The organism is Paenibacillus harenae, from assembly GCF_030812415.1.
GTDB lineage: Bacteria > Bacillota > Bacilli > Paenibacillales > Paenibacillaceae > Pristimantibacillus > Pristimantibacillus harenae_A.
Map to the genome: position 1 here is coordinate 901,256 of NZ_JAUSST010000001.1, position 18,099 is coordinate 919,354.

At 46.3% G+C, this 18,099-nt stretch carries 19 protein-coding genes; 1 reads left to right on the top strand and 18 read right to left on the bottom strand.

Annotation, left to right across the window (positions count from 1 at the left end; genetic code table 11):
- Positions 1–6: 6 nt before the first annotated feature.
- The 3 genes from J2T14_RS04280 to J2T14_RS04290 all read right to left on the bottom strand — a co-directional run bounded on the left by J2T14_RS04280 (position 7) and on the right by J2T14_RS04290 (position 5,467).
- Positions 7–3,384: a hypothetical protein gene (locus tag J2T14_RS04280; RefSeq protein WP_307468081.1), complete on the bottom strand. Its 3,378-nt coding sequence runs from the start codon at positions 3,382–3,384 to the stop codon at positions 7–9.
- A 21-nt stretch (positions 3,385–3,405) separates the two neighbouring features.
- Positions 3,406–5,106, bottom strand: a complete 1,701-nt coding sequence (locus tag J2T14_RS04285; RefSeq protein ID WP_307468083.1) for a hypothetical protein — start codon at positions 5,104–5,106, stop codon at positions 3,406–3,408.
- 76 nt (positions 5,107–5,182) lie between these two features.
- Entirely contained in the window at positions 5,183–5,467 is a 285-nt protein-coding gene (locus J2T14_RS04290; RefSeq protein ID WP_307468085.1) for a hypothetical protein, read from the bottom strand.
- Between the two features lie 126 nt (positions 5,468–5,593).
- Here J2T14_RS04290 and J2T14_RS04295 point away from each other — a divergent pair, with 126 nt between their 5' ends.
- Complete coding sequence (locus J2T14_RS04295) at positions 5,594–5,935, top strand: ribosomal protein L7/L12 (protein ID WP_307468087.1); 342 nt, start codon at positions 5,594–5,596, stop codon at positions 5,933–5,935.
- A 64-nt stretch (positions 5,936–5,999) separates the two neighbouring features.
- Here the strand turns inward: J2T14_RS04295 and J2T14_RS04300 are convergent, their stop codons facing one another.
- From J2T14_RS04300 to bioA, 15 genes are all read right to left on the bottom strand, one after another.
- Positions 6,000–6,536: a PadR family transcriptional regulator gene (locus J2T14_RS04300; protein ID WP_307468091.1), complete on the bottom strand. Its 537-nt coding sequence runs from the start codon at positions 6,534–6,536 to the stop codon at positions 6,000–6,002.
- 66 nt (positions 6,537–6,602) lie between these two features.
- Positions 6,603–6,998: a hypothetical protein gene (locus J2T14_RS04305; protein WP_307468095.1), complete on the bottom strand. Its 396-nt coding sequence runs from the start codon at positions 6,996–6,998 to the stop codon at positions 6,603–6,605.
- On the bottom strand, positions 6,995–8,464 hold the full coding sequence (locus J2T14_RS04310; protein ID WP_307468099.1) for an MDR family MFS transporter: 1,470 nt from the start codon (positions 8,462–8,464) through the stop codon (positions 6,995–6,997). Before J2T14_RS04310 ends, J2T14_RS04305 begins: the two co-directional genes overlap by 4 nt.
- Before the next feature lie 185 nt (positions 8,465–8,649).
- Complete coding sequence (locus J2T14_RS04315) at positions 8,650–9,072, bottom strand: VOC family protein (RefSeq protein ID WP_307468101.1); 423 nt, start codon at positions 9,070–9,072, stop codon at positions 8,650–8,652.
- A gap of 32 nt (positions 9,073–9,104) precedes the next feature.
- Entirely contained in the window at positions 9,105–9,485 is a 381-nt protein-coding gene (locus J2T14_RS04320) for a VOC family protein (RefSeq protein WP_307468103.1), read from the bottom strand.
- Positions 9,478–9,945 carry an SRPBCC family protein gene (locus J2T14_RS04325; protein ID WP_307468105.1) on the bottom strand — a complete coding sequence of 156 codons (468 nt, stop codon included), beginning with the start codon at positions 9,943–9,945 and terminating at the stop codon, positions 9,478–9,480. Before J2T14_RS04325 ends, J2T14_RS04320 begins: the two co-directional genes overlap by 8 nt.
- Positions 9,946–10,000: 55 nt before the next feature.
- Positions 10,001–10,576, bottom strand: a complete 576-nt coding sequence (locus tag J2T14_RS04330; RefSeq protein ID WP_307468108.1) for a TetR/AcrR family transcriptional regulator — start codon at positions 10,574–10,576, stop codon at positions 10,001–10,003.
- A gap of 209 nt (positions 10,577–10,785) precedes the next feature.
- Positions 10,786–11,436, bottom strand: a complete 651-nt coding sequence (locus J2T14_RS04335) for a formylglycine-generating enzyme family protein (RefSeq protein ID WP_307468594.1) — start codon at positions 11,434–11,436, stop codon at positions 10,786–10,788.
- Between the two features lie 61 nt (positions 11,437–11,497).
- Positions 11,498–11,866, bottom strand: coding sequence for a DUF4180 domain-containing protein (locus tag J2T14_RS04340; protein ID WP_307468111.1), 369 nt, complete (start codon positions 11,864–11,866; stop codon positions 11,498–11,500).
- 136 nt (positions 11,867–12,002) lie between these two features.
- The gene (gene bioC, locus J2T14_RS04345; protein ID WP_307468114.1) at positions 12,003–12,863 is read right to left on the bottom strand and encodes a malonyl-ACP O-methyltransferase BioC; all 861 of its coding nucleotides are present in this window, start codon (positions 12,861–12,863) and stop codon (positions 12,003–12,005) included.
- Complete coding sequence (locus J2T14_RS04350; protein WP_307468115.1) at positions 12,829–13,611, bottom strand: alpha/beta fold hydrolase; 783 nt, start codon at positions 13,609–13,611, stop codon at positions 12,829–12,831. The genes bioC and J2T14_RS04350 overlap by 35 nt, the downstream gene beginning before the upstream one ends.
- A complete protein-coding gene (gene bioF / locus J2T14_RS04355) occupies positions 13,608–14,786 on the bottom strand; it encodes an 8-amino-7-oxononanoate synthase (RefSeq protein ID WP_307468117.1) in 1,179 nt (392 codons plus the stop codon). Before bioF ends, J2T14_RS04350 begins: the two co-directional genes overlap by 4 nt.
- Positions 14,787–14,798: 12 nt before the next feature.
- The gene (gene bioB, locus J2T14_RS04360; protein ID WP_307468120.1) at positions 14,799–15,803 is read right to left on the bottom strand and encodes a biotin synthase BioB; all 1,005 of its coding nucleotides are present in this window, start codon (positions 15,801–15,803) and stop codon (positions 14,799–14,801) included.
- Positions 15,800–16,540: a dethiobiotin synthase gene (gene bioD / locus J2T14_RS04365; RefSeq protein WP_307468122.1), complete on the bottom strand. Its 741-nt coding sequence runs from the start codon at positions 16,538–16,540 to the stop codon at positions 15,800–15,802. Before bioD ends, bioB begins: the two co-directional genes overlap by 4 nt.
- Complete coding sequence (bioA, locus tag J2T14_RS04370) at positions 16,537–17,892, bottom strand: adenosylmethionine--8-amino-7-oxononanoate transaminase (protein ID WP_307468595.1); 1,356 nt, start codon at positions 17,890–17,892, stop codon at positions 16,537–16,539. The genes bioD and bioA overlap by 4 nt, the downstream gene beginning before the upstream one ends.
- Between the last annotated feature and the right edge of the window lie 207 nt (positions 17,893–18,099).

Here is an 18,099-nt window from a genome sequence, read left to right on the forward strand (position 1 = left end):
TCTCCTCTATCTTTGATTAACCTGTTTAATAACAGGGGGTTCTATATATGGCGAATAGTGAATGGGTTCAATTCGGACAGGTTCGCCTGATGAACGCATAAATTCGAAGTGCGTAAACTGCTCGCGATAAAAACTGAATTTCCTTCTGAAAAGATTTGCTACATCCGGGTTTGCGGTTGTAAAAAATATTTGTCTGCCGGATAATGACAAATCACGGAGCAGATCCAGCAGATTCATAAGGTGAAGATCATCCATATTGGCTACCGGCTCGTCCATCATGAGAACTCTTGGTGCTCCAGGCGCTGCCAAATGAATCGCAAACATAACCGAAAGTGCCAACGAAGCACGTTGTCCCGATGACATTTGGTGGCCTTTCACATGTTTTCCGTCCCATTTTCGACGAAGCAACAAACCATCTTTGGCCAATTCCATCCGATCAAATTCTCTAGGGGTATGAAGCATATTAAAAAATCGTTCGATTTGGGAGATATTGCTCATGATAAATCCTTCTGTGTAATCCCGTAATGGTTTGAGTTTACCCAGCGCCGCACTAGCTTCCTTACATCTTTTCAGTTGACTTTCAATTGTTAAAAGCATTTTCGCTTTTTCATCAACATCAGCTTGCAAAATGGCTTCCTCTTTCAATCGCTCTTGATTTTTAATTAACAATTCCGTATAAATCTGCACCTTCTGGAGATGAGCAGACCATGAGAGCAAGTTGACTTCACTGCCAAGATCAAAATCATCCAAAAGCAAGTTTAAACTCTCAAGAAGATTCGTAATATGCTTTAGTTTTTGTTCGATGTCTGTAATTGAAGAAACTACGGCTTCAAGGGACTGCCGATGTATGGATTCGGACAAACTATCCCGCTGTTGCTTTTCAAGCGATACGTTTGTCTCCCTTAATCGGGAAAGCTCGGTTAATAATAATGCTTCCTTCTTGAACAGAAAATCCTCAAAAGAATCGCTTTTATCATTTGATTCGTATTCTTTGTACAGAGCGTTTTCTTGGCGAAATTGTTCAGCCTGAACAATCATTTGACGAGTTATTCCGGAATCATCGAATGCTCGGATTTGGCCCCGTACTTGGGATAATTCGTTTATAAGCTCACTTCTTGATGCAATGACCGTACGCCATTCATTCAACTTTTCATTTATCGGAAAATCAAGGTGGATATTCTTGAAAAAATTGCTTGATAACAATTCACTAAAGGCTTTATCAATTAATTCTATGTTAAGCGCATTTTTTTCATGAAGTAAAATATGTTCCTCGATTTCTTCGATTTCATTTTCAAGCGAACGTATTTGCTCATGCAGGCCTACCAACTGTTCGCTATTAAAACTAGTCATTGATCGGGCTTGCGCGAGTGCATCAATAAGCGCCTGATGAGTACCGTAGTCTTGAGCGCAAAGCGGGCATACTGTAGAACTCTCATGACTTTTCAGGAATTCTTCACCCGTTGTTTGCAAACGAGTGACGGTAGCCTCGACTATTCCGGCAAGTTTTTCCGTTTTGTTTAGCTGTTCCTTGAGAACGGAACGAGCAGCATCTTTCTCTCTGTTCATTATCAATAGCGCTGAATGCTCTTCAATCGACAATAGCAATAAATCCTTTTCAGTAATCGTATTTATAATAGGATACTTAGCATTTAAATGATCGATCGTTTCTACTTTTTGGCTAAGCTCTTCTTCCCTTTGTTCTATGTTCTGCCTTAATAGGATACGATCGGGTTGTTCAACTATTTTTTTTATTTCCTGCCACTTTTCTTGAATACCTTTAATTTGATCGTAAGACAAGGTGGAGCTGGCAAGAAGCGATTCGCTTTCATCCAGCTTTTTATTTAGTTCTGCTCTTTCTGTTTCCCGCTTGGCAATGAACTCTTCGATATTTCGTTTCTCATGCAAAAATTCATTCATTTTTTCTCGAAGGTGTATTTGTTGCTTATTCATGTATTCGAATGAAAGCATATCGCCGTCTAATCGGGCTTCAACAATTTGTTGCCGCTGGCCTTCAATAGAATGAAAGAGAAGATATAATCGCGAGAGATATGCGCTCATCGATTCATTTTTATCGCGCTGTTTCCTGGCCGGTCTTAGATTTACTGCATTTAAGTGACGATCTAATTCATCAAATCGAACATCGCCGTTCTCGTTGCTTTTGGATAGTTCTTGTTTCGATGCCTCAATCATTAACATATAATTGTTATGCTGTTTGGTTAAGTCTTCCGTCCTTTCATCAAATTCTTGAAGATACCTCAACCATTTTTTTTGCGTTTCGATGACCTCATCGCCAAACACCAATCGACTCAGATTATCGGAATAATCAAATTTATTTTTATCGCTTTGACCGCTTTCATTTAAAGCGAACCTGTAAGCGGCTTCGGAATCGAAAAAATTATAACGATGGTAAAAACTGTTTAATTCGGATGATTGTCTGCCGGCCGGAATGCCATACCATTTCTGAGCCAGCTTTTTATAAAAAGCATTTGGTTTTCCTGGCTGAAAGTGAATGGTATTGCTTGATTCGGTGATACAACTCACATGAATCGACTTAAGTGAATCAGCTATGTCGTCACCGAATTCTGAACACCTATTAATTTCGTTTGTAAAAGCGAATTCGATTGCTTCCATAATCGAGGTTTTGCCTGATCCGTTTGGTCCGTGCAACAAATTCACTCGTGTCGGATGAAGAGGTTCCAAGTTATCGAAACAATGGGCTCGAAAGCCATTGAGCGTCACTGTTTCGATTTGCTGGATTACTTCGTCAAAATTTTCGGTTTGTCGTGTTCTATGGGGGGCTGCAACATGATCGGAAGAAAGAAAAGCTTGTCCATCTAAAAAATTCAATACATGTCCTTGAAGAAAGGTTTCCGTTAAGCAACCCGTTAATCCAACGTCGATTAATTCATTATGCCACTCTTGTATAGGATCAAGATTAACATTTTCTTCATCCGATAAGCTCTTTAACCATGCCTTATCCAACCATTGAAGCGCATCCTCTGCAGTCATTACAAACTTCCGTGCATAATCGGCATCATTTTCAATTAATTGCAGAATCCCTGTATCATTCAAGCGATCGTAGGAACCAACGATGAGAATCAAATAAAGATTCCAACGAAGGTCGCTTTTATGGCCGAAAAAAATCTCGGACAATAGTTTTGCTTGAAAATCGCGAAAATACTTAATTTCAGTATCGGATGTCATTATCTTTATTGCATGATCGGAAACCTCAACAAAAATGTACTCGGAGAAAACATCACCGTTCGTTATATCTTCTTTGCGTTTCAATTTATATACTTTAAATAAATCGGATTGAAACGCAAAAAGCTCACCCTTAGTGTCAGCTCCAAAGCCTAACTGTCTTACTAGATCGCCTAAACGCATAACAACCCCCCATGTTAATCATTATTCCTTTATTGAACTCATAGTCTTAGTAAGGGTCGCCTTATCGATCCTTGTTTGACTTAAATCGAAATAAGTATACTCGTCCCATTCATCAGGCTGATAATAGACTACAAGCTTATGATGAAAATTAGAATGCAACTGCTGAATAATACCATTGACCTGCTTTTCAACGTCAAAAGAGTTGGTATAATCCGAAATGATGCAAAGTATCGAATGAAACGGGTTCAGTTCATGGAGCGGTCTATCTTTTGGGTATACATTACCATACTTACTAGTTGACTCGGCGGTCTCCGAATCTATATAAAATCGATGATTGTTCGCGAGCTCCATAAATTCTTGCGGAAATCGCTGCCGTTGAAGCACCCGGATTAAGCGCTTATATTGGCCTGCTTTGCGTCTCCTTTTCGTGTCTGCCTCCGAGTCCGATCCAAACATCATGCGAGTGACCACTTCATCGTCGTCCGCCCTCAGCTCGCCTTCCAAAAAGTGGCCAAAACACAACCCAAAGAAGGCATCGCAATCATGAGCATCGGCGTATAACGGGAAATCATAATCTTCGCCAATGCTTTCTACCAAATCATGAATCGAATAAGATGGATTGCAAAGCCCGGAAATCCACTTCCGCGAGGATTCATCAAAATTGTAACTGGAATGAGTGATAGGTTCATGATGTGCCGTCAGCGTATGGGAGACTCCAACTTCAAATCCCTTATTGATATCAAATATCTTACAATGATCTTCTCTATGGCTGTACCAAATTTCCGTATGTCTATGTAAAGCGTAAAAAGTACCTTTATCGAGATTCTTTACTCTCAAATCTTTTTTCACTACTGCACCGTCAGTCGATTTTTTATAAAAAGCCGACCAGGGTTTATTAAATGGCATCCCTTCGATTTTGGTTCCTGCAGCCCAATTAAGCGTTATTAGCCTGATATCCCTCCCCGCATATTGATCAAAAAGTCCACTTCTAAATGAGCGGAAGCCCGGATGTCTTGGGTTAGGATTCAATTGAGCGTGAAAGATGGTCAGATGTTTACCCTGGGTCTTATCTAAAAATTGTTGCGGACTAATACTCAATGCATCTGAACATATCAAGGAAAGAAATCGGTTTTGATCGGCTTTGCATCCTGAAAGGTCAAATATATAGATAACCTCGCCTTTACATAATCCAGGTACTTCATAGTCGTTCCACGGTTCCGACATAGGAACCGTTTTAAACTGAGGAAGAATACACAGGGTGTCATCATCAATCAAAAATAGATATACAAGCACATCGACAAAACTTTGTTGCGTGAGACGAATGAATGCATTCCTTTTAACTAAAGTTCGTCCCGTACTTTCCCATTCATCCATTCTTTTACTGAACTCAAGTAATGAATACCCTTCCATTCCTAAGCACCAAAGTGCTCCTTTTGCTGGCCAGAGGGTGGGCTCGTGAACAATCTTATTTAATATTTCGTCTGGAAATGAGTATTCGGGGGTAATCACAAGGTGAGCACGAGTTTCTTTCGCTAAGTAAATAAAAGACTCGGCCTTTTGTAAATGAGCGGGAGATTCTGAATAGACGCCGCGTTGCTTATCCGCAAACGGTTCACCCTTGCATTGCCATTGAAGCACTTGTACTGGGGTAGTATCGGAAAGACAAACATGAAGTCCGGGGTGATCTGGGATTAGTGCGGAAACATTAACAAATTCGGTCATGATTCACCTCCAGCTTGCGATTAGAATCTTAACAACATTTTACATGACCGAATGTTTTCTGTAAATTCCAATAATTTTAACATGAAGGCTTTTGTCTATAAAGAGATAGCAATTCGTCATCAAGATTATCCAGCAATTCCATTCTCTCTAGGTGCATATAGATTTCTTCGAGATATACGAAGATTACATGATGTTGGAGTCGAACATAACGAAGAAAGCCCGTTTCTGTTTCTCCTTTATAAAAAAGCCTCCATTTTATTTTGGTTTCCATAATTATTCCATTAATTAATGCTGTGCCTAATTGCCATAAATCATCGCGTTCCATTTCAATAACGATAGATTTGTTCTTAATATTTAACAAAGCCAATACCTCCTTAAGAGCTCTTGGAATTCTCTTATCATGTATACTTTAGAAAAAGCTTCATTTAGAATCATCTGAGAAAATTTGAATAATAATGAACTAAATTATGGGAAGGAGCGATTCCAAATGGAGCCGGTGGAATGGATAGCGCTCAGCGCTTTAATTCTGTCACTGCTTCTGCTGCTGAAAGTGATCAGCTTGCAGAGACAGCTTAATGATATCAAATCCGATTTTCAATGGTCTAATAGGATGCAGGAGGGGTCACGATTAACCAAGACAACCCCAAATGTGCCCGATTCATCACCGGAATTGACCCGCGTTAGCCCCGCAGCAAATCTTGACGAGAGATTGCGCGTACTGGTTGCTTCAGGAAAAAGAATTCAGGCCATCAAAGAGTTCAGGGAATCGAGCGGCGTTGGCCTTAAAGAAGCCAAGGATTATGTGGATAACTTGGATCGGAGCAACTAAAGCGCAAAAAGAACAAGTCCACGACTTTCGTCGTGGACTTGTTCTTTTTGTTCCATTTCGGTAGTTAGGTTTCATTGATATGCTTGATTTCGTTCGATGTCCATTGCACTTCCGATTCCGTAGCGCTTCTTCGATGGCCAAACATTCTTAACACTTCCGCTCTCTTCGTTTCCGGTATTTCCGGCTTCGATGCTACTTGCGATTCCAATTCCAAAATATATTTCAAGTTAAACTGCAAATATTCTAAATACTGCTCCATCGTTGCCAAGCGGATCTCCTTGGATACGTAACCGAAGAACGTCATTTTAAAATGCAATTGAAGTTCAATATCCGTACTGTATTCAAGCGGTGCAGCCATCAATTCATCGAAACGTTGCCGTCCAGCCTCGGTCAATTCATACATTTTGCGCTGCCTGCCGCCTTCTTGCGGCTCGTCTCGTTGATTGATGTAGCCATTCTCGACAAGCTTGGAAATAAGAGGATAGAGCGTGCCATTGCTGATTTGTTGAATGGGTCCGACCGTATTTTTCAACATATACTGGATGTCATAGCCGTGTTTAGCGTTTATCGATAATTCTCCAAGAACAAACAACTCGTACATGATATCGCCTCCAAAATGAAAACCGCAACTCCACTTACTATATCAGAATATATCCGTTATTTCAGGTCAAGTACTTGCCCGAAGCCGTTCGGCCTTCAGCATCGGTTTATAGGCATCCCGATAACCATAGAGTAGAAAGAGATGGAGAAGTCCGACGAACAGGGCAGGCGCGATACCCTTAAAGTCCAGAAAGGCATGAAATAAGATCATATTGACCGTAACAGGTACGAATGCCACAAGTGCCAAAGGAATAAAACGACGAGTCAACAGAGATAGACCGGCTAAAACTTTTAGCAAGCTAACGGTGAACATAAGGTATTTCGTTTCCAACAAAGCGTTCATGAATGAATGGGCCGGCTCGGGATATTGCATAGGCGGCATAACTCCAATTAAATTGAACGACCCTATTCCAAGAAGCATGACGCCGAATATAATGCGCACGATGACCATCGCTTTTTTCATTTGCTTTGTTCTCCTTTCATTCGTTCGGATTGTTTTATTTGCTCCCTCTGGGGTCTTCCTAGAAAGAGGGAAAGTCCGACGCATAACGATGCGATGCAGGCAGCAAGCAAAAAGGTGTCGGCAAACCCCATCGCTTCTGATTTCAATGAATGGCCTGATGCGGATTGATGCCAGGCGATTCGCGATGTCAAATAACCCGCCAAGCTAGCTGCGCCGAAGGAGATAACGATTTGCTGCGTCGATGTCGTGAGCGGGGTCACCCGGCTTACAAGATGAGGGGGAGCAGAGCTAAGGATGTGTGTATTTAGCGGCATCATGGTAAAGCCTGTGCCGAGTCCCAACAGGATTAAACTAACAATAACAATGAATAAATCTGTTGCCGTGGTAATGGACGTAAGGATAAACAATGCTGCTGCTATCAGGCTTAAACCAATAAAGGCCAATGGCCGTATGCCGATTCGATCAAACATTCGCCCGCCAAACGGATTTGCGATACCGGCCGCCAGAGCGTGCGCAAGCGTCATTAATCCAGATTCGAACGGCGTTATCCCTCTTATATTTTGCAGATACATAGGAATTAATAGCATGGTGCCAAACAATGTAATCTGTACGATCCATAACATGACAATGCTCCGGTTGAATGGAGAGGATCTGAACACGCGTAGTTCCAGTAACGGATAGGGGTGTCTTAGTTCCGCGATGACGAAGAGCAGCAATAAAACACCTCCCGCTGCAAGGGCGGCAATAGCCGTAGAGGATGACCAGCTGTTCCCGCTTTCGCTTAACCCGTAAGTCAGCAAGGCGAATGCTATAGGTGCGAGTACCACACCAACATAATCAAGCGGATGCGAGTTCCGGCCTTTATCATTAACCAAAAACTTATGGCCGAGCAGAAGTGCCAGTGTGCCCACGGGTACGTTAATAAGGAATATCCAATGCCAGCTCGCCTCTTGCATCAGCCAGCCCGATAATATCGGCCCTAGAGCGGGAGCAACTAACATAGGAATACCCAGCATGCCGAGCACGGTTCCTCTTCGCTCGGGAGGTGCCAGCTTGAATACAAGCGCAATCCCGATCGGAGTTACCATACCGCCGCCCAAACCTTGCAAAATTCGAAATGCGATAAGCTGTTCGATCGACTGCGCCATCGAACAAAGTGCCGAGCCTAAAGTAAATAGGATGATGGTTAGCAGAAAAATCCGTTTAGACCCAAACCTGTCTGTCAGCCAGCCAGCAACAGGAATGACGGCAGCCATCGCTAATGTGTACCCCGTAATGACCCATTGGAATGTAATGAGGTTTGTGCTGAAAAGTTCAACCAGCGTAGGAATCGCCACATTAACTATAGTCCCATCCATAATGACCATAATCATCCCGCAAATAATAGCTAACATCGGTGCCAGAATTGCTCGAAGAGAAAAAACTTCAGATTTCTTCGGACTAACGACAGTCTCTGGTGCAGTCATATCGTCACCTCCTATTTCGTTCAATATGTCGTGACGACTTATAGGTCGCCACAACACCTATTATATGTCGTTACGACCTATTTGACAATAGGAATACTCCGTCAGACAAGAAAAAGCCCACGACATTTGTCGCGGACTTGTTATTATTGTTTCTCCGTTCGATTCTGTTTATTTCAGATCTCTACTTACTCCGCAAGATCCCAAGCCGGATTCCAGACAATTTCCCACAAATGGCCGTCGGGATCCAGGAAGTGGCCGGAATAACCTCCCCAGAAGGCGTCATGCGCAGGATCCGTGATGACGGCGCCTGCTCGTTCGGCTTGCAGCATCACAGCATCCACTTCTTCTTTGCTGCCGACATTGTGACCAATTGTCATCTCCGTAGAGCTTGAAGACGACAGAGGAACCTTAGCTTCGTGAGACAAATCTTCACGCTTCCAAATTGCAAGTTTCATACCTGCCTGCAAGTCAAAAAAAGCAACTGCTCCATGCTCGAATTCGGTTCCTATGATTCCTTCCGTCGGAAACCCCAATCCATCCCGGTAGAACGCAAGCGATCTTTCTAAATCATCTACTCCGAGCGTGAGTACGGAAATTCTCGGTTTCATTTTTTGTCCTCCATTCCAATTTTTTTTGTGATCTAATTCAATCGATGGACGATTTCGTATTTGTTTCCGCAAGGATCTTCGAAGTAGACGGCATAATATGTAGGGCTGATCGGGAACAGCCTAGGGCCGTCGTTAATGATGCCGCCGCTTTCCTTGACCACCTTCGCGATAAGGTCGACTTCAGCTTGGTCATCCGCCCAAAATCCTATTAAATTGGCATTCGGCTTATGCTCCTGATCTTCCGTAATCGCAAAATAAGCGGCACTAGGCAGTTCACCCTCAGCGGCAAACACCTTCCAATTCTCGCTATGGAACGTTCGAGTAAATCCCAATTCAGGCAGCAGCTTTTCGTAAAACGGCAATACGCTCTCCAGTTGATTCACCCGCAGGTCGATGTGGCTGAACTTATTCATAGGAATCCCTCTCCTCTTCGTCATTTATGAAGCTTGTTTGCTGACTCATTTCATTAATTACGTCTTCCCAATAATGTTTCATTTGTTCCCGCGTATTCGGATGATCCAAATGCTCTTGATGGAAGCTGATCGTTGTCTGGCCAGGCTTGCCTGGGATCAGCCGGATTTGCAGGGTGGAAGGCTTCACCCAGCCCTTCTTCCCCCACTTTAACCGAAGCTGCAGCAATGGCTTGACTACCCTGAATTGACCCGTGATGCCCTCAGTGGACGCGAACGTCTCACCTTCGTGAAATGCTAGGCCCGAGACGTTTCCAAGCCATAATTTCAACCCTTCCGTTGAGGTTAAAAACGACCAGGCTTGTTCCGGCGATATAGGCAGCGTTCTCCGAACGCCGACCTGGTAGCCCGCCGAAGCCGTCTGGCCAACTTGCTTGTAAGAACCGGGATTTTGGTTATTCATCGTATCACCTCGTCATAAAGTTGGTTAGCACTGTCAAGCCGATCTTCGACAACCACTATGGCGTTAATGCCCTTACGAACAAGTCGATGCTTGACTTCATGTAATCCTGCGTAGTCCTTTCCATAAACGGAGACGCACCGTACAGCTGCGACATAAACGCTCCGTAATTCATCCACATGAACGTAATCGCCTGCGCCTGCGCATCGGTTGAAACTGATTTGTTCTTTCTTTGCATGTCCGTCAAATAATTCGTCAACAGCTCCAGCAGCGTACGAGGATGCTTCTGCGCCTTTTCCCGAATAGCGGACAGCTCGTTATCGCCTAAGACAATAAGAAACAGCTTGCGGTTACGGTTCATGATTTCATGATACATATCGCTTATCATGAACAAATCCGCTCTCAGATCCCAAACGATTTTTTCGTTAAATACTTGTGTCATTTCCACAGAATAATGATAATGATCGACGGCTCTGTCCAACAGATTCTGCTTGCTGCCGAAATTACGGAACAAGGTCATTTCGCTGACCTCCGCCGCTGCAGCGATCTCCTTCGTAGAAACGCCTTTGTAGCCTTTCTCAGCCATAAGATCTATAGCTGCAATCATCAGTTTGGTTTTGCTGTCCAGGGTCATCTTGTTCTCCTCACATTCTACTTTCACCATTACCTTTTCAACTCATGATAGTTAGTGATAACTAACATTTTGATTTGAGTATAGCGTAAGATGCAATAAAAGTAAATAGGATCATGAATGCGACAAGCTGCGCTCAACTCAAAAAAAGCATCCCCATTGTTAGCTATCGAAGGGAATGCCTCTCTATATGATACATCGTATTGTACTTACTAGACTAAAGACCTCGCCAGGCGAAAGCCGAGATCGTCGATGCGGAACGTCGGATGACTGCGGCGCCGGCATGTCGCTCCGCAGCCTCTAGCTTCTTCCGCCCAGCTTCCCCCGCGGAAAACTCTATAGGAGCCGTATACGTTCACATCGTATAGATCCCAGCACCACTCCCATACGTTCCCTAACATATCGTAAAGCCCCCACGCATTCGGCTGCTTTTGGCCTACTTCATGCGCTGTGCTTTCAGAGTTTTCATCGAACCAAGCTATTTCATCAAGCTCGCCGTACCGATACCCGGTCGTCCCTGCTTTGCACGCATATTGCCATTCCGCTTCCGTAGGAAGACGATAACCGTTCGTTCCCAAGTCCCAGACAACGCTCTCGCCATCGTCGCTTACCGAGTAACAGGTCTCTAGCCCTGATCGTTGCGACAACAAATTGCAAAAGGTTATCGCATCAAGCCATGAGACATTAACGACCGGCTCCTGAGGATGGTCGTTAGTTGCAATTGATTGCTGTGCCAATATCGAGTCATATAGCGCTTTCGTAACAGGAACAGGAGCAAGCATAAAGGTATTTACTTCCGCCGTCCATCTCTTCTTTATTCGATCGTCTCTTAATTCCACTTCCCCTGCCGCAATCTTCACCATAGGGTACTCGGCATGAGCGCTTTGCGATTCGGGCAATTCGTTTCCTCCCCCGTTCCGGCTTTTACTTCAAGCCGCTTAATTTCTCAATCGCTTGTTGCTCTGTCGGCAAGAAACAGAAATCCGTTCCTTTATTGCATTCATAAATAAAATTTTGAAGGTTTTGGCTTGGATACGCAGAGAAATCCCCGTAAATCCCAACCTTCACATGATAGTTGATGAACTTCTGAAGAATTTCGCCTGCTAACCGTGTTTTCAGTTCGAAAAAGTTTTCGGTTAACAGATTTTTGTTTATTACAAAACGATCGCAGTCCGTTTCATATCGAACGGTGGCCATGAGGTCCAAGGCGGACTGAACATCCATTATGACGATTTCGCTGCTGCTAACGACAGCGATATTTTCCCCGTTTGTTTCTACCTTCGTTATCTTCATAGTTATCCCCCCGACTGAATTAATCCCCTCATGCCTCAGCAAGCCTTCTCACATAATCCTCGGGATATTGGCTACCCGAAAGAAGAACTTTACCTAATGACTTCCATTTTGTCAATCCCGGACGATGTTCGCCATCTTAACAAGAAGCCGCCGCTTGGATGATTAGGAGGTCGTAAGTGGCGGCAACTCCACCCGGCAAACTGAATTTTTCCTCGTATTCCTTATACATGCTGGTGAATAAGCGCCGCAAACTGAGCCCCGTTAGAGGAACGGCTTCTGAAGCGTTGGCTCCCATCGCTTTAACCGAATGAAGAAATTCGCGGGCGGAGGCATACTTCTCAACTTGAATAGTACGTTCATAATCGAAGCTTACATATCCGGATTCCTCGAGGGCGAGCTTCCACTCAAGCGGCGTAAGAAACGATAGTCCGTGACGTTGAGGTTCCATTCCCCAAGCCCGGTACGCTTCATGAAAGGAGCAATGCATCTCGCGAAAGGTATCCGGACCGAATGTGGCAAAGATCAGCATCCCCCCGGAACGGAGCAGTCGACGGAGATGTCCAAGCGTTTCCCGGGGGGCGCTTAACCATTGAAAACAAGCGTTGGAGACGATAAGATCGTACGAGGACGATGGAGCATCAGCAGCCCATTGTTCAATATCCGCATGAATGAAGCTTATCCGATCGGATATCCGATTAACGCTTCCCGCAGAATGATTTACCGATAAGAAACGTTGCTCGGCCGCTTTGATCATCTCGGATGCGATATCAAGCGAAGTAACAGTCGCGCTTGGCCATTCATTCACGACCATTTGGGTTAAAGCCCCGGTACCGCAGCCGATCTCAAGAATGTTAGGCTCGTTCGTAGCCCCCTTGTTTGTATACGCTAGGAGAGATTTCATAAGCTGATCCGCCATCGTACGCTGTACCCCGGCATGCGAGTCATACGTCATGGAGCTGCGATTAAATTGTCGTTGGATCGCCTTCTTGCCGGCCATGCCGCCACCTCCTCCATTCTTCGGCTATGAGGGCTTCTCTTCCCAAGAAAGGCACATGCCCGCTAGCGGGGATTGTAACTAGTTTCGCTTGCGGCAACTGATCTTTAAGCTCCAATACAGCTTGGTAAGAACAAATTTGATCCGCCGTCCCGTGAAAAAGAAGAACCGGACAAGCAATACCCGACAATCGAGAAAAACATTCCTCGCTTCGCAAAATCTGAAGGCCTGAAATTAAGGCCGGGGTTGTCCAGCTGCCGATAGGAGGAAGAAATGCAGCAAAACCCGCTTCCCGTTCTGCAGCCGTGAACAGGAGCTGTCTGAAATTCAGTTCCACAGTTGCCCGATCCCTTGAGATTCCTCTGATCATCTGCCGTACGTGGACATCTGCAAAGCCAAGAGCACTTTCTGTTTGGGGACGCGTGAACTTTGCCGTTGCTCCGAATAACACCAAGCCGTCCGCGTAACCATGAACCGCTAATCTTAGCGCCAGTAAACTTCCGAGCGACCAACCGGAGATCAGTACCGGGCCCCGAGGCCGTCTAATGCTGCAATCCGCCTCATCCGCAAACAGAATCCTCTTCACCACGGACTCTACGAAGGCCAGCATGCTCTCCGGAGTATCCGATGCATTGTAATCGATAGAAAGATGAGTATATTCCGGCAGCAGCTTGCGGAGCCTGTCAAAAACCTTATCCGGCAGACTCCATCCCGTTAGCCATAGGACAATGCCTTTCGTCGACGCGTTCATCGGCGAATCAACCCTAACTGATGACCGGTCGCGCAGATGATCTCGGCCGCATTGTTCACTTCCTTATCCGAATGAGCAGCCGTTAAAGAGAAGCGAATTCGGGCCGTGCCTTCGGGAACGGTAGGCGGCCGGATGGCCACCGCTTCAATCCCTTTCCGTTCAAGCGCTTTGCTGAAACGAAGGACCGCTTCATTATCGCCGACAATGACCGGTACAATCGGCGAGTTTCCTGTACCAACTTTAAAACCGGCATGAAGAAGCCTCGATCGGAACGATGCGCTTAACGAAAATAACCGTTCGCGGCGCCACTGTTCCGCTTCGACTAAGGAGAGCGCCGCTGCAATGCCCGTTACGATGGAGGGTGGCAATGCCGTTGAATAGATGAGCGGTCTGGCCTTGTTAACGAGCCAGCGAATTAATGTTCGGCTGCCGCATACATACGCGCCATATACGCCAAACGATTTACTGAATGTTCCCATATGTATATCTACCTCATGCTGGATTCCGAGCTCATTGCACAATCCCCGGCCGCGTTCCCCGTAAATCCCCCCGCTGTGCGCTTCGTCGACCATTAGCATCGTTCCGTACTTGCGTTTGAGCTCGGCCAGTTTAACTAAAGAAGCTGCATCGCCGTCCATGGAGAAGACGGCATCCGTCACAATCAGTTTGCGCCTTTTATCCTGATGCTTGTTAAGCAACGCCTCCAAATGCTCCATATCGTTATGTCGGTAACGAGCATGCTCCGCACGGCTTAATCCAATGCCGTCCACGATGCTGGCATGGTTGAACCGGTCGCTGAATACGACATCGTTGCGACCCACAAGCGCGCTAATAACACCCGAATTGGCCATATACCCATTGGCAAATACAAGCGCCGCTTCGCTTCCCTGCCAGCGGGACAGCCGTTCTTCAAGAACGCTGTAAGGCCAAAGATTGCCTGTCACAAGGCGCGACGCTCCCGAGCCGCTTCCTTCGGCAAGAAGCGTTTCGCGCATTTGATCGATTATAGCCGGATGTTGAGCGAGTCCCAAATAATCGTTAGAGGCAAGATTGAGCAATAATCGTTCTCCTCTCATCGTATAACCGGGAAGTTGAGGAGTGGCGGCACTGCCTCGTAACAGTCTCTCTAGCGAAGCGTCGTTTAATCGCTCGAGCTCTTTTTCCATCCAGTCCATGTTCCGTCCACCTTAAAGGGCATTTAACTCAATTTCGAAATCCATATCTTCTATCATTCGATAATCAGCCGATATTTCTTGACCTGCCGTCGTTAAATAATCACCCACAAAAAGCGAGTTGGCGGCGTATAGGGACATGGGCTGCAACGATCGCAGGTTCACTTCGCGGCCGCCCGCAACGCGGATCTCTTTCGACGGACAAACAAACCGAAACAAGGCTAGTACCTTTAGCGCTTTCATAGCGGGCGTACGCCCTGCTTGTTCCAATGGTGTTCCAGGAATGGCATTCAAGAAATTAATCGGAATCGAGTCCGCATCGAGCTCGCGGAGTGCAAATGCCATCTCGACGATTTCCCGATTGCTTTCGCCCATGCCGATAATGACGCCGGAGCAAGGGGACATCCCTTGCGCTTTCACCTTCTCAACGGTATTCACGCGCTGTTCATAGGTATGCGTCGTCGTAATCGACGAGTAATTCTGTTTGCTTGTGTTCAAGTTGTGATTGTAACGGTGAACGCCTGCCTCGGCTAAACGTTCGGCTTGGCCGTCCTTCAGGATCCCGAGACATGCGCATATTTTGAGAGGCATCGTTGAACGAATTTCTTTAACCGCGTCTACGACTTGGTCCAGCTCCCTATCCGTTGGGCCTTTCCCCGACGCTACAATGCAATAAGTCCCTGCTTTGCGTGCCAATGCCTCATGTGCTCCCGCAAGAAGCGTATCTTTGTCGAGCAGGGTATATTTCTGAACGGGCGCCGTCGATACGATGGACTGCGAGCAATAACCGCAATCTTCGGGACAATGTCCGCTCTTCGCGTTAATGATCATATTCAATTTCACTTTTTTGCCATAATAATGCCGTCTGACCAGAAAGGCAGCCTGCATCAACGCGAGAATCTCATCATGATCGGATTGAAGGACGGCCAACCCTTCTTCAAGCGTCAAACATTCGCCCTCCAGCGCTTTCTTCGCGAGTGAAGACCACTCTACCTGGGTTTGATTTTGATTTATCGTCATATGACTTTCCCCTCAATTCTTTGAAATGATAGCGCCTGTTGGATCGTTTCCAATCGGATGGATTCCCGTACCGCATCGATCAGCGCTGCGGTATTGATCTCGTTCTGCAAGTAGGGGAAACGGCCGAGAAAAGGGATGCCGCTATAACGTTCAATCCACATGGCATTGGTTGCCGCACTTGGATCGGCATTTAGATCGACCGGTTCTCCCTGATTGAGAATAAATCCTAAAATCGAAACACCGTGCTGCTGCAAATAAGAAATCGTGAGAAGCGTATGATTAATGGTTCCGAGCCCTGATCGTGCTACGATCAGAGCCGGGACTCGAAGCTCGGCCATGAAGTCCGCCATAAGCGACTCATCCGTTAACGGAACAGCTGCGCCCCCGGCCCCTTCGATCAGCAACGATTCGTAACGATGCAATAGATGTTCGCCGGCAAGTCGGAGCTCCTGCAAGGTAAAGGTTACTCCCGCTTGCTTGGATGCTTGCAGCGGCGCAAGCGGGGCTTCGAATGTGAATGTCGCTACCGTCTCCGGCTGCTCCTTGAGGCCGGTGTATTGCAGCAGACGTTCTGCGTCGGTCGCTCCGCTTCCAAGCAAATTGCCGGACTGCACGGGCTTCCAAATGCCGACATTTCTATTTTCGGAGCGAAGAGCTGCGGTAAGCGCCGCAGTTACAATCGTTTTGCCGACGCCCGTATCGGTACCGACCACAAATAATCCGCGCATAGGCTTCATTGGACCGGTTCTCCTTCTGTTACGCCGACAATGGCCTCCGCCAAAATATCCGTCATCGCATCAAGCTCGTCCTCCGTACTCGCAAGCGGAGGGATGAAGACGATAACATTGCCAAGCGGTCTCGTGAGCATGCCAAGCTCTCTCGCCATCCGGGTTACGCGAACGCCTGCTTGCTCATCCCAGTGATAAGGCTCGCGCGTAACCTTATTCCGCACGAGTTCGATTCCGATCATCAATCCCTTCTGCCTAATGTCGCCGACATGCGGAGCATCGCGTAATACGTCGAGCTTGCGCGCAACGAATGATGCCTTCGATCTTACGCCTTCAATGAGGTTGCGCTCTTCAATCAGCTTCAAGCTGGCCAAAGCAACGGCACAACCAAGCGGGTTGCCCGTGAAGGAATGACCATGGAAAAATGTTTTCTGCTCTTCGTAATCCGCATAAAACGCGTTGTACACCTCGTCCGTCGCAAGCGTCGCCGCCACGGGCAAGTAGCCGCCTGTAAGCCCTTTGCCGACGACCATCAAATCGGGGGATACCTCCTCAAGATCGCAAGCAAACATGGCGCCTGTACGCCCAAAACCCGTCGCCACCTCATCGGCAATGAACAAAACGCCATATGCACGGCATAGTGCTGCCATCTCGCGCAAACAGCCTTCCGGCATAACAATGATGCCGCTAGCCCCTTGTACAATCGGCTCCACAACGAGAGCTGCAATGTCTTCCGCGCTAGATTCGAGCAAACGGCGCAATGCCATAAGCGTTTCTTCTTTCGCTCCCTGTTCACCGCCATCGTTGCGGTACGCATTCGGGTAGGGAATGACGTACGAAGGAAACAGCATCGGTCGAAACACGTCATGGTATAGCGGAATGGCTCCTACGCTAACCGCTCCGATCGTATCTCCATGATAGGCATGGTTCATCGTAATAAATTTCGTTTTGCCCTCCTGCCCTTTGTTTTTCCAATATTGAAACGCCATTTTGACCGCAATCTCTACACCCGTTGCACCGGAATCGGAGTAAAACACTTTATGTAATCCTTTAGGGGCGATCCCGATCAATTTCTCTGCAAGCTCAACGGCCGGTACGTTTGCCATACCGAGAAGGGTAGAATGCGCTACGCGTCCTAATTGATCGATGATGGCTTGATCAAGCTCGGGCACATGATGCCCGTGAACGTTCAGCCATACCGAAGAGAAGCCATCAAAATACGCACGCCCGTTAACGTCATATAATTTGATACCTTCGCCTCGTTCGATAATGAGAGGGTCGACGCTGTTGTAGTCTTTCATTTGAGTAAAAGGATGCCATACATATTGCTTGTTTAGGGAAGAAAGCCGGTCATACCTCATGGTCACAACCTATACCACCTTAAGTTGTTATGTTTAAATGTTAACCTAAAATGAAATATTTTTGGTTAACAATTGAATGTAGCTATTCTATCAAACATCGATTTCGCTGTAAAGAGAATCGTTTCAGGCGGACTTCGAGCGCTGGCAGGTCTTCTTCCAAGCGCGCCGGGGCATCTACTCAGAGGGACCTTTGGGAGAAATGGAGTT

Excerpts from the sequence above, each read along its gene's own strand:
- J2T14_RS04325 (WP_307468105.1), bottom strand. The coding sequence starts at position 9,945 with ATGAATAACCAAAATCCCGGTTCTTACAAGCAAGTTGGCCAGACGGCT.
- bioD (WP_307468122.1), bottom strand. The coding sequence starts at position 16,540 with ATGAAGCCTATGCGCGGATTATTTGTGGTCGGTACCGATACGGGCGTC.
- J2T14_RS04330 (WP_307468108.1), bottom strand. The coding sequence starts at position 10,576 with ATGACCCTGGACAGCAAAACCAAACTGATGATTGCAGCTATAGATCTT.
- bioC (WP_307468114.1), bottom strand. The coding sequence starts at position 12,863 with ATGGCCGGCAAGAAGGCGATCCAACGACAATTTAATCGCAGCTCCATG.
- J2T14_RS04280 (WP_307468081.1), bottom strand. The coding sequence starts at position 3,384 with ATGCGTTTAGGCGATCTAGTAAGACAGTTAGGCTTTGGAGCTGACACT.
- J2T14_RS04305 (WP_307468095.1), bottom strand. The coding sequence starts at position 6,998 with ATGAAAAAAGCGATGGTCATCGTGCGCATTATATTCGGCGTCATGCTT.
- bioF (WP_307468117.1), bottom strand. The coding sequence starts at position 14,786 with ATGGACTGGATGGAAAAAGAGCTCGAGCGATTAAACGACGCTTCGCTA.
- J2T14_RS04320 (WP_307468103.1), bottom strand. The coding sequence starts at position 9,485 with ATGAATAAGTTCAGCCACATCGACCTGCGGGTGAATCAACTGGAGAGC.
- J2T14_RS04335 (WP_307468594.1), bottom strand. The coding sequence starts at position 11,436 with ATGGTGAAGATTGCGGCAGGGGAAGTGGAATTAAGAGACGATCGAATA.
- bioA (WP_307468595.1), bottom strand. The coding sequence starts at position 17,892 with ATGAGGTATGACCGGCTTTCTTCCCTAAACAAGCAATATGTATGGCAT.
- J2T14_RS04300 (WP_307468091.1), bottom strand. The coding sequence starts at position 6,536 with ATGTACGAGTTGTTTGTTCTTGGAGAATTATCGATAAACGCTAAACAC.
- J2T14_RS04295 (WP_307468087.1), top strand. The coding sequence starts at position 5,594 with ATGGAGCCGGTGGAATGGATAGCGCTCAGCGCTTTAATTCTGTCACTG.
- J2T14_RS04285 (WP_307468083.1), bottom strand. The coding sequence starts at position 5,106 with ATGACCGAATTTGTTAATGTTTCCGCACTAATCCCAGATCACCCCGGA.
- J2T14_RS04340 (WP_307468111.1), bottom strand. The coding sequence starts at position 11,866 with ATGAAGATAACGAAGGTAGAAACAAACGGGGAAAATATCGCTGTCGTT.
- J2T14_RS04315 (WP_307468101.1), bottom strand. The coding sequence starts at position 9,072 with ATGAAACCGAGAATTTCCGTACTCACGCTCGGAGTAGATGATTTAGAA.
- bioB (WP_307468120.1), bottom strand. The coding sequence starts at position 15,803 with ATGACGATAAATCAAAATCAAACCCAGGTAGAGTGGTCTTCACTCGCG.
- J2T14_RS04310 (WP_307468099.1), bottom strand. The coding sequence starts at position 8,464 with ATGACTGCACCAGAGACTGTCGTTAGTCCGAAGAAATCTGAAGTTTTT.
- J2T14_RS04350 (WP_307468115.1), bottom strand. The coding sequence starts at position 13,611 with ATGAACGCGTCGACGAAAGGCATTGTCCTATGGCTAACGGGATGGAGT.